At 72.5% G+C, this 14,627-nt stretch carries 10 protein-coding genes; 2 read left to right on the forward strand and 8 right to left on the reverse strand.

Features of this window, described 5'->3' with window-relative positions; genetic code table 11:
- The first annotated feature begins 73 nt into the window (after positions 1-73).
- Positions 74-1,291, forward strand: a complete 1,218-nt coding sequence (locus tag ACJX2R_RS21180) for a sensor histidine kinase (protein WP_413101417.1) — start codon at positions 74-76, stop codon at positions 1,289-1,291.
- A 112-nt stretch (positions 1,292-1,403) separates the two neighbouring features.
- On the opposite strand, the gene ACJX2R_RS21185 is transcribed toward ACJX2R_RS21180, so the two are convergent.
- From ACJX2R_RS21185 to ACJX2R_RS21195, 3 genes are all read right to left on the reverse strand, one after another.
- Complete coding sequence (locus ACJX2R_RS21185; RefSeq protein ID WP_413101418.1) at positions 1,404-2,009, reverse strand: response regulator transcription factor; 606 nt, start codon at positions 2,007-2,009, stop codon at positions 1,404-1,406.
- A 140-nt stretch (positions 2,010-2,149) separates the two neighbouring features.
- The gene (locus tag ACJX2R_RS21190) at positions 2,150-3,793 is read right to left on the reverse strand and encodes an AMP-binding protein (RefSeq protein ID WP_413101419.1); all 1,644 of its coding nucleotides are present in this window, start codon (positions 3,791-3,793) and stop codon (positions 2,150-2,152) included.
- A 247-nt stretch (positions 3,794-4,040) separates the two neighbouring features.
- Complete coding sequence (locus ACJX2R_RS21195; protein WP_413101420.1) at positions 4,041-5,306, reverse strand: M6 family metalloprotease domain-containing protein; 1,266 nt, start codon at positions 5,304-5,306, stop codon at positions 4,041-4,043.
- Positions 5,307-5,627: 321 nt separating this feature from the next.
- On the opposite strand from ACJX2R_RS21195, the gene ACJX2R_RS21200 reads away from it, so the two are divergent.
- On the forward strand, positions 5,628-7,634 hold the full coding sequence (locus ACJX2R_RS21200) for a putative bifunctional diguanylate cyclase/phosphodiesterase (protein WP_413105921.1): 2,007 nt from the start codon (positions 5,628-5,630) through the stop codon (positions 7,632-7,634).
- Between the two features lie 219 nt (positions 7,635-7,853).
- On the opposite strand, the gene ACJX2R_RS21205 is transcribed toward ACJX2R_RS21200, so the two are convergent.
- The 5 genes from ACJX2R_RS21205 to ACJX2R_RS21225 all read right to left on the reverse strand — a co-directional run bounded on the left by ACJX2R_RS21205 (position 7,854) and on the right by ACJX2R_RS21225 (position 14,607).
- Positions 7,854-8,981 (reverse strand): LLM class flavin-dependent oxidoreductase, encoded by a 1,128-nt coding sequence (locus ACJX2R_RS21205; protein WP_413101421.1) that lies wholly within the window; start codon positions 8,979-8,981, stop codon positions 7,854-7,856.
- A gap of 232 nt (positions 8,982-9,213) precedes the next feature.
- A complete protein-coding gene (locus ACJX2R_RS21210; protein ID WP_413101422.1) occupies positions 9,214-11,088 on the reverse strand; it encodes a phospholipase C in 1,875 nt (624 codons plus the stop codon).
- 157 nt (positions 11,089-11,245) lie between these two features.
- Entirely contained in the window at positions 11,246-12,466 is a 1,221-nt protein-coding gene (gene efeB, locus ACJX2R_RS21215; RefSeq protein ID WP_413101423.1) for an iron uptake transporter deferrochelatase/peroxidase subunit, read from the reverse strand.
- Positions 12,463-13,710: an EfeM/EfeO family lipoprotein gene (locus ACJX2R_RS21220; protein WP_413101424.1), complete on the reverse strand. Its 1,248-nt coding sequence runs from the start codon at positions 13,708-13,710 to the stop codon at positions 12,463-12,465. Before ACJX2R_RS21220 ends, efeB begins: the two co-directional genes overlap by 4 nt.
- A 141-nt stretch (positions 13,711-13,851) precedes the next feature.
- Positions 13,852-14,607: a decarboxylase gene (locus tag ACJX2R_RS21225; RefSeq protein ID WP_413101425.1), complete on the reverse strand. Its 756-nt coding sequence runs from the start codon at positions 14,605-14,607 to the stop codon at positions 13,852-13,854.
- Positions 14,608-14,627: the final 20 nt, after the last annotated feature.

Raw genomic sequence — 14,627 nt, forward strand, 5'->3', positions numbered from 1 at the left:
TGAAGATCGGATACTCTCGGGCAAGCCACCCAATCCGGCCCGACCATCCGGAGGACGAGTGCAGGGGAGCCTCTTGCCCGACGATGCCGGGAACCATCCACCGCGCCACCAGGACGGTCTGGCGCCGCGTCTGGCCGTGGTCATCACGGTCCTCGTGCTCGTGGGGTACTTCGCCGTGGCCGTCACCTATGTGGTCGACGGCAATCGTTCGGGCAGGTCGGTCGACGCGGCGATGCTCGGTCTCGCCCTGCTGCCGATGACGATGCTGCTCTGTCTCCAGATGCTGCACTCCTTCCCCGGCCTCGCGCCCCGGCTCAGCGGTGCGCGGCGCTGGACGCTGGCGCTCCAGATGGTGCTGACCTTCGCCCCCTTCGCCGTCTTCAAGCACGCCTGGCTGGGCATGCCGGGCTTCCTGGCCGGCTCCTCGCTGCTGGTGCTGATCCCGGCGCTGGCGTGGCCCGCGTTCGCGGCCATCCTGCTGTGCACGGACGTCCTGCTGTTCCAGGTGGGCTTCGGCTGGGGTCAGGTCGCTTACACCACGGTCTCCACCGCGCTGACCGGGCTGGTGGTCTTCGGGCTCTCGCGGCTGTCCGGGCTGGTCGCCGAGGTGTCCCGGTCGCGGGCCGAGCTGGCCCGGCTGGCGGTCGCCCAGGAGCGACTGCGGTTCTCCCGGGACGTGCACGATCTGCTGGGCTACAGCCTGTCCACGATCACCCTCAAATGCGAGCTGGTGCACCGGCTGGTGCCCCGGCAGAACTCCCGCGCCCAGCAGGAGCTCTCGGAGATCCTTCAGACCTCCCGTCAGGCCCTGGCCGACGTACGGGCGGTGGCCAGCGGCTATCGCAAGATGTCGCTGTCGGCGGAGGCGGCGACGGCCCGCTCGATGCTGGCCGCGGCGGGCATCAGCGCCACGGCCGAGATCGACTGCGGACCGCTGCCGGAGCTGGTGGACACGGTGCTGGCGAGCGTGTTGCGCGAGGGGCTGACCAATGTGCTGCGCCACAGCAAGGCCGACCACTGCGCGGTCGAGGCGCGGCGCAGCGGGCGCCGGGTGTCGCTGACCCTCGTCAACGACGGGGTGGGCCGGCCGTCCACGATCCTGCGCGCCGACAGCTCGGACGGCGGCAGCGGCATCGGCAACCTCCGGGTGCGGGTGGAGAACCTCGGGGGGCGGCTGTGCGCGGGCGTACGGTCGGACGGCTGGTTCGAGTTACGGGCGGAGCTGGACGTGTCCGTGGAGGCGCCGCGGAGCGGCCGGGAGTACGGCCCGGGGCCGACGGTTACGGCGTGACGGGCCCGATGGCGAACGGGCCCTGACGGCGTAACGGAACCCCTGACGGCCCGACCGGCGCACGGGAACGCAGTACGCCGCCGTACGCCGCCGTACGCCGCCGTACGCCGCCTCAGAGCCAGCCCGCCTCGCGGGCGATCCGGATGGCGTCCACCCGGTTGCGGGCGTCCAGCTTGGCCACGGCGGACGTCAGATAGTTGCGCACCGTGCCCACCGACAGGAACAGCTTGGCCGCGATCTGCCCGGAGTCCTCGCCCTTCGCGGCGAACCGCAGAACCTCCAGCTCCCGTGGGGTCAGCGGCTGTGGACCGTCGTCCAGGGCGGCCAGCGCGAGCTGGGGATCGATCACCCGCTCGCCCTTGGCGACGGCCCGGATGGCGTCGCTCAGCTTCTCCGGGCTGCTGTCCTTCAGCAGAAAGCCGGAGACATGTGCGGCCAGCGCCCGGCGCAGATTTCCGGGGCGACCGAGGCTGGTGAGCATCATGGTGCGGCATTCGGGGACGGCGGTGCTCAGCTCGGCGGCGGCGGTGAGCCCGTCCACGCCCGGCAGATCGATGTCGAGCACCGCGACGTCCGGGCGGAGTTCACGGGCGCGCGGCAGGATTTCGGCGCCGTCGGAGAATTCGGCCACCACATCGATGTCCGGTTCGAATTCCAGCAGGGCGACCAGTGCCTTGCGCAACATGTGCATGTCTTCCGCGATCAGCACCCTGACCATGCCGCCCCCTGCTTTCCCCGCCCGGCCGCACCCCGCATGGCGATTATTCCCCCGCTCTCTCGGCCATTCCATCGATTCGCGGGCAAATACGCCCGTCGAACGCCCATCCCGTAGCGCGCATGCGACCGTGCGCCCCCTTTTCACGCCACACCACCCCGGCAGGGCTCACCGACCCCCGGCCCGAACTCGGCGTGCAGCGCGCGCACTTCACCCCGCAGATAGCGCTCGCGCAGCAGGGCGCGCCGTACCTTGGCGGTGCCCGCCCCGCGCACGGTGCCGGGGCGCACCAGCAGCAGCGCGCCGGTCTCGACCCCGAACTCCTCCGCGATCAGGGCGCGGATCCGGGCCGCCAGCCGGGGCAGCCCGGTGCGCGCCCCGCCCGCCGTACGGACGACCTCCTGGACGACCACCAGCGCCCCCGCGCCCGGCCCCGCGCAGAACACCCGGGCCGATCCCAGCGCCTTCGCGCAGCCCAGCAGTTCGCGCTCCACGTCCTGGGGGTGCAGGGTGTGGCCGTCCACCAGGAGGGCGTCACGGACCCGGCCGGTCATCCGGAGCTGGCCGTTGACCGTAAGGCCGAGATCGCCGGTGCGCAGGAAGCCGCCGGGCCCCTCGGCGACGCGGGCGGCGAACAGCAGCGCGGTGTCCGACGGACCGCCCCAGTGGCCGGTGGCGACGGCGGGGCCGCGCACCCAGATCTCCCCGGGCGCCCCATCGGGCAGCCGGCGCCCGGTCAGCGGGTCCACGACGGCGAAGTCCGCGCCCGGCACCGGTGCGCGCCCCGCGGCCAGCGGCACCGGCGCTCCCTCGGCCGGGACGTAACCGGCCACCAGGGTGCCCGGGCGCAGCCCCAGCGGGGCGCAGCGGTGGGGGAAGGCGGCCATGGTCCCGGCCGAGACGGGCTCACCGGCGTTCAGCGCGGTCCGCCAGCGGGAGAGGTCGAGCCCGGCCGGTGGCTCCTCGCCGAGGAGCGCGGCGCAGCGGGCGTGGAGGATGTCGGGCGCGAGGGTTTCGGTGATGCCGTGGCGGCTGATGGCGCGCAGCCAGCCGAGCGGATCGGTGCGGTACGGCTCCGCCGGAAGTGTCACGGCGGTGGCGCCGAGCCATAAGGGGTGCAGCACCTGCCCGATCAGCCCGGAGGTGTGGCGGCGGGGCAGCCAGCCGCCGATCCGGGAGCGGCGGTCGGTGCCGAGCGTCCGCCGCAGCCCGGCCATGGCCGCCGTAAGGTTGCCATGCGTCAGCAGGGCGCCGCGGGGGGCGGTGGCGGGCCCGGAGTCGTAGGCGAGCAGCGCGAGGCTGTCGGCGGTGGTGCGGAGGGGTTGCCGGGGTGTGTCGGCGCCCGTGTCGGGGCGGAGTCCGTCGACGGCGAGGCAGGTCAGACCGGCGCGGCCGATCCGGGAGAGCCGGCGGGAGATCTCGGTGGCGTGGGCGGTCTCGGTGAGGACGAGGTCCACGGCGGCGTCCCGGGCGATCGAGGCGGTGCGCTCGGCATCGGTCCGGGAGGCGGACGGCGCGGGCACGGGCACCGCGACGGCCCCCGCGTACAGACAGCCGAGCAGCGCCACCGCGGCGCACGGACCGGGGTCCATGGCGAGCAGCACCCGGCGGCCGGCGGCGTCCCGGGCGCGCAGCCAGGCGGCCACGGCGTCGGCGCGGGCGTCGAGCGCGGCGTAGGACACGCGGTGTTCGGTGCCGTCGGCGGCGGGGTGGGCGAGCGCCGTGCCGTCGGGGCGCCGGAGGGCCCGTTCCTTCAGGGCCTCGGACAGATTCGCGTATCGCGGCATTCTCAACTCCCGGGCGCCCGACGTCGAAAAGGGGCCCACAGTCTCGAAGCGCCACCTCGAAGCCGACTTGATCAACGGTGAGGAGCGCGCCCCGGTACTCGGCGGGGGTGTCCCGGTGCTCGGCGGGGGTGCCCCGGTGCTCGGCGGGGGTCCGTCAGCGGCCCGACCTGCCGCGGCGGCGCGGGTCCGGCAGCGGCACGCGGGGCCGTCGCGGCCCGCTCATCAGCCGGCCCGTCATCAGCCGTCATCAGCGCGCCCTGCGGTTGACCCGGACGGTCCAGCCCCCGTCGGCGGCGCGGCCCGCCACCGTGATCCGTACGGCGTCCTCCTTGACCGACATGGTGTCCCCGACGCCGAGCGGGGCGTCGGCGAGTTCGGGGTAGACCGACTCGTTCCAGCAGGCGGAGGTGGCGGGGTGGCCGTCCAGCACCTGGACGGGGCCGTCGCCCGACGCCTTGTCGTTGTGGACGCGGTAGACCAGCACGCCCTCGGTGCAGGTGCCCGCGTCGTTGCCGCCGCCACCGCGTGCCTCGATGGCCAGTGCGGTGGTGGGCCCGGTGCGGACCACGACCAGCCGGGTGCGGGGGTCGGGGCCGGACCCGCCGCGCGCCATGGGGGCGGCGAGGGGCCGGAGGGTGTACCGGCGCGGTCCGGTGGCACGGTCGCAGGCCACCTGGCGCGCGCCGAGCCAGCCGAGCTTCCACTTGTGCCAGCCGAACGGATCGGGTGCCATGCCGAACTGGCTTCCCATCAGGTCCCAGTCGCCGACGTAGGTGTCCCATTCGGCGTTGCCGTCGGTGTCCTTCGGCCGGTGATAGAGGTCGGGCAGGTCGAAGACGTGCCCGGTCTCATGGGCCAGCACATTGCGGTCCGGCGGATGGTGCTCGAAAACGGTGACCAGGCGGCGCAGCTCGACACCGTCCGCGCGCAGTGGCTTTTCGAAGTTGACCACTTTCGTCGCGTCGGCGTCCACACCGGGGGCGTCGGGGTCGGCGACCAGATAGACGAGGTCGTAGCGGGCGAAGTCCAGGTGCGGATCGGCGGCCGCGATGGCGTCGCTCAGATAGGCCGCGCGGCGCTGGGTGTTCCAGTCGCGCTGTATGGCGTACGCGGTGGAGCGCTGGGGCATGGTGATCCAGCGCCGCAGCGGATGCACCCGTAGGCCGAACTTCCCGTAGGAGGCCCGTTTGAAGAAATTGGGGGTCGCGGGGATGTGGTCGGCGGCCAGTTGGTTGGGGGTCACCCGGGGCCGGGCGTCCGGGAAGGACAGGAAGACCATCGCCGCGTCCAGGCGGCGTACCGGGCGCGGATAGCGGGAGTTCCAGCTGTCCACGCCCTCCGAGTGGTGGGCGTCGGTGCGTTCCAGGTCACAGGGGCCGCCGGGGCCGGCCGCGACGGCGGGGCCCGCCACCACGGTGGTCGCGATGAGCGCGCTCAGCGAGGTGAGCAGGGCTCCGGTCCGACGCAGCCGAGGCTGCCGGTGCACCCCCTCGGGTACCTGAGGACGCACCATGTCGACCTCCCGGGCGTAGTCGGAACACCCACTCCACCCTGAGGTGAATTGGCGGGGTACGCCCTGTTGAGTTGGGCTGGTCGAGTGAAGAGGCCGCGATCCGGGTACGTAACAGACGGTCACATTCGGTCAGAGCGGCCGTTGGCCCGCGCAGAGTCGAACAGATACGACCAAACACATTGTCAAGGCGGCGGTGAGCGCGATGACATCGATGGAACGCCCGGAGTACGAGCCCCTATGATCGGCACATTTCCAACGGGGAATCCCCCTTCAGGCAGGCACTTACGGTCGGCCCGGCACCCGGTGTGAGACATGCACAAGATGTGTACGAACAACCTGGACACAACAAACGCCACGCGGGAGCGAGCGGTGAGCGGAACCCCCGACGGGCAGGGACGCGCCCCGGGCGCGACACTGCCGACGATCACAGAGCGTGATGCTATGCCGAGCGTCCTTCCAGTCGCGGAGGACTCCGGCGCACCCCGTACGGCCCCCGGCGCGCCGTCGGTCCTGGGCACGCCCCCGGCCCCCGGCGCGCCCCCGGGCGCGGGGCACCCAACGGGGCATACCACCGGGCCCGCGGCGGGGCATACCGCCGGGCCCGCCACCGGGCATACCGCCGGTCCCACGACCGGCCCCGCGCCCGGTGACTACCGCGCCGCCTTCAATGTGGCGCGCCTCGCCATGGCCGTCGTCGACCGCGAGGGCAGGGTGCTCGACGCCAACCCCGCACTCGGCGCCCTGCTCGGCACCGATCCGGCCCTGCTGATCACCCGCAGCGCGGCGGACCTGGCCGATCTGCGCGAGGATCCGCGCACCTGGCGGGAGTACCGGGACGTCCTCGGCGGCCGTGCCGCGCGGCTGCGCCGCACCCGGCGGCTGCGGCGCGCCGACGGCCATGCCCTGTGGGCCGAGATCACCGTCGAGCCCGCGCCGGACAGCTGCGGTCTGCTGCTGTCGATGGCCGACATCAGCGACCAGCGGGACCTCCAGGGGCGGCTGCGCCATTTGCAGATGCACGACCCGGTGACCCGGCTGCCCAACCGCAGCCTGTTCTTCGAGCGGATGACCAGGGCGCTGGAGGCGGCCACCTACGACCACGGGGGCACCGGCCGGATCGGGCTCTGCTATCTCGACCTGGACGGCTTCAAGGCGGTCAACGACACCCTCGGCCACCGGGTCGGCGACCGGCTGCTCGGCGCGGTCGCCCAGCGGCTCACCGACTGTGCGGCGCCCGACGGCCATCTGGTGGCGCGGCTCGGCGGGGACGAGTTCGCCCTGCTGGTCCGCAACTCCACCGGCACCGAGCAGCTGTGCGACCTCGCCCGGACGGTGCTGGCCGCCCTTCAGGAGCCGTTCGACGTGGGCGGGCAGCGGCTGTCGGTGTCGGCGAGCATCGGCGTGGTGGAGCGGCCCGCGGCCGGCACCCACACCACCTGGCTGATGCAGGCCGCGGACACCACGCTGTACTGGGCGAAGGAGGACGGCAAGGCGCGCTGGACCCTCTTCGACCCGGAGCGCAACGCCCATCGGATGACCCGGCAGGCGCTGTCCAGCACCCTGCGCCCGGCGGTCGAGCGGGACGAGTTCGTACTCGACTACCAGCCGCTGGTGGGGCTGGGCGACGGGGTGGTCCGGGGGGTGGAGGCGCTGGTGCGCTGGGACCATCCGCAGTTCGGGCGGCTGTCGCCGAACCGCTTCATCCCGCTGGCCGAGGAGAACGGCGCGATCGTGCCGCTGGGCCGGTGGGTGCTGCGCACCGCCTGCCGCCAGGCCCGTGCCTGGCAGCTGACCGAACCGCCGCATCCGCTGGTGGTCAGCGTGAATGTGGCGGTCCGCCAGGTGTGGGACTCCGATCTGGTGGCCGATGTCGGCGCGATCCTGGCCGAGACCGGGCTGCCGCCGCATCTGCTCCAGCTGGAGCTGACCGAGTCGGCCGTGATGGGGTCCACGGGGCGGCCGCTCCAGGCGCTTCAGGCGCTCAGCGACATGGGGGTGGCCATCGCGATCGACGACTTCGGGACGGGCTACTCCAACCTCGCCTACCTCAGCCGGCTGCCGGTCTCCACGCTCAAGCTGGACGGCTCGTTCGTCCAGGGGTTCCGGGCGGAGGAGCATCCGAATCCGGCCGACGAGACCATCGTCGAGGCGCTGGTGCAGCTCGCGCACCGGCTGGGCCTCACGGTGACGGCCGAATGCGTGGAGAGCGCCGAGCAGGCGGAGCGGCTGAGGCGGATCGGCTGCGATACGGGACAGGGGTGGTTCTACTCCCGTCCGGTGCCGCCGGACCGCATCCAGGCGATGATCAACTGCCCGGCGCCGGGTTAGTCCGGCGGTACGCGTACGCCTGCGGCGGGCCACGCGGCGGAGCCGCACATCGGCGCTTCCCCCTACCCGCCCCTTCCCATGACTGGGGCTCCGCCCCAGGCCCCGCTCCTCAAACGCCGGAGGGGCTGATTTCAGCCCGTCCGGCGTTTGAGGACACGCCCGAAGGGCGTCCGGGGCCCAGGGGCGAAGCCCCTGCCACGCGGCGGACACCCTGTAGGGCTACGCCTCCGTGTGCGCCGTCGGCAGATCGTAGGCGTCGGCGATCAGCTCGTACGAGCGCAGCCGGGCGGCACGGCCGTGGGCATTGGCCGTGATCTTGACCTCGTCCGCTCCGGTGCGCTTGATCAGCCCGTCGAGCCCCTCGCGGACCTGGTCCGGGCTGCCGTACTCGACATTGGCGAGCCAGCTGTTGATGAAGTCGCGCTCGATCTCGTTGAACTCGTACCGCTCGGCCTCCTCGGGCGTCGGCACCAGGCCGGGGCGTCCGGTGCGCAGCCGGACCATGGCCAGGGCGCCGGTGAGCACCTGGCGGTGGGCCTCCTTCTCGTCCTCGGCGGCGAAGGCCGAGACGCCGATCGAGGCGTACGGCTCGTCCAGCACGGGGGACGGCCGGAAGGTCTCGCGGTAGAGGTCGAGCGCGGGGACGGTGTTGGCCGCGGAGAAGTGGTGGGCGAAGGAGAACGGCAGGCCGAGCATCCCGGCGAGCCGGGCGCTGAACCCGCTCGAGCCCAGCAGCCAGATCGACGGCCGGTCGGCGGACTGGACCCCGCCGGGCACGGTGCCCTGCACCGGCCCCGGCACCGCGTGGATACGGGCGTAGCGGTGGCCGTCGGGGAAGTCGTCGTCGAGGAAGCGGGTCAGCTCGGCGAGCTGCTGGGGGAAGTCGTCGGCGCCCTCGCGCAGCCGCTCGGTGCGGCGCAGCGCGGCGGCCGTGGCCCCGTCGGTGCCGGGGGCGCGGCCGAGGCCGAGGTCCACCCGGCCGGGGGCGAGCGCCTCGAGGGTGCCGAACTGCTCGGCGATGACCAGGGGGGCGTGGTTGGGGAGCATCACCCCGCCGGAGCCCAGCCGGATCCGCTCGGTGTGCGCGGCGAGATGGGCGAGGATCACGGCCGGGGAGGAACTGGCGACCCCGGGCATGGAGTGGTGCTCGGCGACCCAGAAGCGCTGGAAGCCCCGGCGCTCGGCGAGCCGGGCGAGCTCGGTGGTGGTCCGCAGCGCCTCGGCGGCCGTCACCCCGCTGCCGACGGTCGCGAGGTCCAGCACCGACAGGGGCACCGGTGCGCTGCCGAGGGGCCGGGCCCGGATGGGGTCGCGCTGGTCGTCTCGCCGGTCCTGCTCATCGGCCACGGTGGCCCGCCTCCCTGGTCGCACCGCATGGTGCGCGTATGTCGTATGCGTATGCGGCGCCGCGCCGCCACGCCTCCACGTCTACCGGCGACATTCAACCGGAGAAAGGCTCCGCTTTATTCCCGGCCCCTGTTCCCCGGCCTCCGGTGAACGGCCGGGTCCGCCGTCACCTGGGGAGGAGGTGTGGCGGCGGACCCGACGACAGTGTGCCGCGCGCTCGCGCGGAACGGGCCTAGCCCGCGGCCCGTGCGGTGCGGCGGCGGTGGAGGGCCAGCGCCGTACCGGCGCCGCCGAGCACCAGCGCACCCGCCGTGAGGCCGATGGGCGGGGCGGCGGAGACGCCCTTGTCGTCGGCGAGCCGCCGGGCGGTCGGGGCGTCGGCGGCCGCGGCGTTCACGATCGGGGCGTCGGCGGCCAGGGCGGAGGTCGTGTAGTGACCGGACTTGTGGACCGACGCGACCGAGCCATCGGACTTCAGCAGCACCTGGGTGTCGTTGGGGTGACGGAAGTCGAAGAGCCCGGAGAGGGTGTTCGCCCGGCGGTCGAAGGAGGCGTCACCGATCCGGCCGGTGTGCCAGTTGTCCTCGATGAAGCGGGTGATCGAGGTCTGCTCGGTCTGGGTGTGGTCGACCTTGTTGGACTTGCTGAAGGGCGAGATCACCAGCAGCGGCTGCCGGGGGCCGGGGCCACAGCGGTCCTGGTAGCCGCCCGCGGGCTTCGGAGCGGACTGGCAGGCGGGGCTGTCGGTGGCCTTGCCGCCCGAACCCGGGGTCTTGTCGGTCGACCCGTTGAGGGGCTTGGCGTAGGCGTGGTCGTACCAGCCGTCGCTGTCGTCGTACGCGACGACGATCGCGGTGTCCTTCCACTGCGGCGACTTCTGGATCGCGTTGATCTGCTTGACCAGGAAGTGCTGCTCGTCGACCGGGTCGGAGTAACCGGCGTGGCCGTCCTGGTACTCGGCGGCCTTCAGGAAGCTGACGGACGGCAGACGGCCCGTCTTGAGCGCCGCGTCGAAGTCGGTGAGGTCGTAGTTGTGGTTGGCCCGGCCGCTGTGCCCGATCTCCTGGACGTTCTTCGGCGGGAGGTGATGCGGGTTGGCCGTGGACTTGTAGTACTGGAACGGCGCATGGTGCGGGCTGTAGTCCACCGAGGCCGCGCCGCCGACGTTCTTGTGGGTGGTGCCGGAGCACTTGGCGTAGTGGTCCCGCTCACCGTCCCAGGCGGTGCTGGGGCGGAAGCCGCCCTGGAACCAGCCCCAGCTCACACCCTTGGCGTTGAGCAGATCGCCGATGTTCCGGCCCTTCATCCGGGCCAGGGCGTTGCCGCTGGTGTGGTCCTTGTTGGAGCAGTCGTCGAAGGCCGGGTCCGGGTCGTTGATCATCGTGCCGACGCCCTTGGCGTCCGGCGAGGCCACCGCGTACGCGTCCGGCTTGTCGGTCTGGACCGGGTCCTCGGTGGAGGACTTGGGGTCGGTGGAGATCACCCCATGGGTCTGGCCCGAGACCAGCTCCAGCGCTCCGGGGGTGGAGGGACCGTAGGCCGAGCTGAAGGAGCGGTCGCTCATCGCGTAGTGCTGGGCGTAGTTCCACAGGCCGGTGACGGTGTTTCCGTCGTAGTAGTCCATCACCAGACCCGGCTCGCCGAACAGCCCGGTGCACTTGCTGACCTCGGTGTTCTCCACGAACTTATCGGCCTTGCCGCCATTGGCGGCGTACTGCTCGGGGCCGTAGGAGTGGTTCTGGTCGCAGGTCATGGCCTGGTCGCCGCGCAGCCGCTTGGGCTTGTAGAGATTGGGGTTCTTCTCCAGCAGCCCCGCGTTCGCCAGGGTGTCGATGTCCTTGGGGGTGTCCTTGGCCGGCGTGAACCTGGTGCCGTCCGTGTTCGCCGCCTTGGGGTAGGTGCCGAAGTAGTGGTCGAACGAGATGTTCTCGTCGAAGACCACCACCACATGCTTCACCGGGGTCGCGGTGTGGCCGCCCTTCGCGGGCGCGGCCCATGCGGGGGCCACCCCGCCCACGGTCGCCAGGGCCGCGGCGCCGGCCAGGGCACCCCAGCGCGCGGCCCGGCCACGCCGTCGGCCGCCTTCGGATCCTGCCGTGCCGCCCATGCCATGCCTCCACATGATTCGCGTTTCACGCCTGCGCCTGATCCTGTGCCGCGGGCAGGACTCTCCGATGGAATCCATGGAGGCGGCCGAGTGAATAGAGGGTCAGAAGAATCCAAGGAACTCTTGAGGTGTTCTTGACCGGATGGTGGGGCGACGATCAGGACAGAAGGGTCCGTCCCAGCCAGTCGGAGCGGTCCCTCACCCCAGGGAGGGCGAAGAAATAGCCGCCGCCGAAGGGGGTGATGTAGTCCACCAGCGGCTCCCCCGCCAGCCGCTTCTGCACGGTCTCGAACTGCCGCTCGAGATCCTGCTGGTAGCAGCAGAACAGCAGCCCCATGTCCAAGTTGCCATTACCGTCCATGCCCCGGTCGTAGTTGTAGGCACGGCGGAGGATGCGCTGGTCCTCGGTCCGGGCGGTGCGCGGATTGGCCATCCGTATATGGCTGTCCAGCGGAATGACGTCGCCCTTGGGGTCCTGTGCGAAGCGCGGAGTGTCGAACTCATGCTGGCCGTCCAGCGGGGCGCCCGAGTCCCGGCTGCGGCCGAACATGCGCTCCTGCTCGCTGATCGACACCCGGTCCCAGAACTCCACCAGCATCCGGATCAGCCGGATCACCTGATAGCTGCCGCCGGTGGCCCAGGCGGGCTCCCCGGAGTGGGCGCCCACCCACACCAGACGGTCCATCGCCCTGGCGTCCCCGGTGTCCGGGTTGGCGGTGCCGTCCTTGAACCCCATGTGGTTGCGCGGGGTGCCGGACGGACGCGGCGGGCTGACGAAGCCGTCGATACGCCAGCGGATCTGTAGCGCGCCGCGGGTGTGGCGGGCGATGTCACGCAGCGCGTGCAGCACCGTGTCCGTGCTGTCGGCGCACAGTTGGACGCTCAGATCGCCATGGCACCAGCCGGGGTCGAGATCGTCGTCGGGGAAGGACCGCATCGCGTGCAGCCGCCGGGGCTTGCGGTCCCGCAGTCCGTAGCGCTCGTCGAAGAGCGAGGCGCCCACGCCGACGGTCGCGGTCAGCCGGTCGGCGGCCACCTCCGGGCCCAGGGTGCCGGAGTCGGCGGGCGGCGCGGTGATCCCGACCGGATCGGGGGCGCCTCCGGCGGTGAGGAAGCGGCACCGGTCGGTGAGCGTACGGAAGGCGTCGGTCAGCTCCTTGCGGCCCTCGGCCACGGTGTCGAAGGCGATGATCGCGGTGGCCCGCTGGGGCGGGGTGAGGATCCCGGCCTGATGGGTGCCGTGGAAGGGGACGCGGGTGGGCTTCTCCTCCGGCCCGTCCTCCTTCGCGGCCGCCGTGCCCGCGGCCGTGCCGGTCACCGCGCCGACCGTGCCCGCGGCGGCGCCCAGCAGAAAGCCCCTGCGCAGCACCTCGCTCACCGGGTCCTCCGCACATCCATCAGCGCCGCCACCCGGGCCAGCCGCTCCACCAGCGCGCCGGTGTCCGCGTTGAGCCGCTGGCGCCCGGTGCGGCTCAGCCGGTCCAGCGGGGTCCAGCGGTCGCCGTGGTGCGAGCGCTCCAGGGTCCGCTGGGCACGGTCCAGATCGCTCTCCAGCTCGGGCAGCCACGGGGCACGGGGCTTCAGCAGCGGCTCCAGCCGGCGCAGCACGGCCCGGGTGCCGTCCAGGTTGGCCCGCGCGGTGGCCAGATTGGTGCCGCTGCCGTAGTCGGTGCGGCCGGTCAGCTCGAACTGCACGGTGTTCTCCATGATCTCGTGCGCTCGCAGGCCCAGGTCGGCCGGGTCCATCCGCTCCTGCGGCCAATCGTCCCGCAGGTCCCGGACGTCCTTGACGAGCCGGTCGGCGACCGGGCGCAGCGAGCTCGCGGACTCGCCGTGCCACAGGCCGTACTCGAGGCGGTGGAAGCCGGTGAAGTCCGGGTCGTGGACCCCGTCGGACAGCCCCGCCGTGGTGCCGTTGATCGCCCCGTCGGCGTCGCCGAAGGTGCCATAGGCGGCGCCCATCCGCTCGTACACCAGATGGGCGGGCAGCCACGCCGCACGGGCCGTGGCCAGGTCACCGCAGTGGATGGCCGAGCGCAGCGCGTCCGTGCGCCGCACCAGCTCGTCCATCCGGCCCGCCACCCACTTCTGGTAAGCGATGGTGGGCGGGATCAGATCCTGCTGGCTGACCGGGACCGCGGCCGGTCCACCGCCCCGCGCCGGTCCGGACACGGTGACGGTGGGCCCGGTGACCGCGTCCGCGTCCTCGGGCAGGCAGACGAAGGCGTAGGAGCCCCCGCCGAGCGTGACGCTCAGCGGTCTGCTGGTGCCGGGGCCCAGTCCCTCCACCTCTCCGTAGACGGCGCCGTTCGCCGGATTGGTGAGATAGACCTCGGCCGGTCTGCTGGAGGTGTTCCGCAGATCGAAGACCTGCTTGCCATGGGTGGCATCGGTCCAGCCACGGCCACAGCCGCCCTCGGACACCTCGACGGAGGTGTGCCGCAGCCCGTCCGATGACTTCGTGGACGCGCTTCCGCTCGCGGAGGGGTGCGCACGAGAGCCGTCCGAGGAGCCTCCGCCGACCGCCAGCGCGCCGATTCCGACGGCCGTGGCCACCGTCACCGCACCGGCGACCAGCAGATGACGTGCCGGCGGGACCGGGGAGAGATGTTGGCGACGCACGGCTGCATGCTAGGCGCAGTCCGATAAGCGGAATGCCCTGATGGCAAAAGAGCGCCATGGAATTTCGCCGGGATTCAGCTCCCGGTCACCGGCTCCTCGGGCCCTTCGGCACACCCACCCGCGGCCGCGCCACCCGCCGCGCTATCCGCCGCTCCGGGCGAAGAGCGTGCCCAGCCGGTCATGGACCGGATCGCGGCCCAGCAGCCGCAGCCCCTCCCAGACCGTGACCTGGTTGGCCGTGAGCACCGGCTTGCCCAGCTCCGCCTCCAGATCCGGAATCCAGGCGGCGGTGTGCAGGGCGGTGTCCGGCAGGAGCACCGCCTGGGCCTCGGGGTGGTCCCCGGCGCGGCCCAGCTCCAGCACCTCCTCCCGGCCCCAGGTGCCGACCTCCGCGGCCGTGATGATTCCGCTGCCGCGCATCGAGACCACCTCGGCGCCGGCCGCCTTCAAAAATGCCCGGAAGTAGTCGGCGACGTCCTCCGGATAGGTGGCGGCGATGGCCACCCGGTCGGCGCCGAGCGCCTGCACCGCGTGGGCGAAGGCGAAGGAGGTGCTGGAGGCGGGCATCCCCGCCGTCTCGCCCAGCTCGCGCACCTGCTCCTTGGCGCCCTCCCAGCCGAAGACGAAGCTGGCGCTGGTGCACGCCCAGACCACGGCCCGGGCGCCGCGCTCGGCGAGCTCGGCGACCCCGGCCGCGAGGCGGGCCGCCGATCCCATCTCCAGCAGGGCGTCCACCCGATGGGCGTCCTCACCGATGTCGGTGTGGACCAGTGGAAGCCGGATGTCGCCGCTGTCGCCGCCGAGCATGCCCTCCAGGCGCGGGTATTCGTCCTCGGCGGAGTATCCGGGGTAGAGAAAGCCCACCGTGTCCGGGGCCGGGTGCGTCGAGTCCACCATGACTGCCTCCTTGACTGGCG

Origin of the sequence: Streptomyces sp. Inha503 (assembly GCF_047215865.1) — a bacterium.
GTDB lineage: Bacteria > Actinomycetota > Actinomycetes > Streptomycetales > Streptomycetaceae > Streptomyces > Streptomyces lycopersici.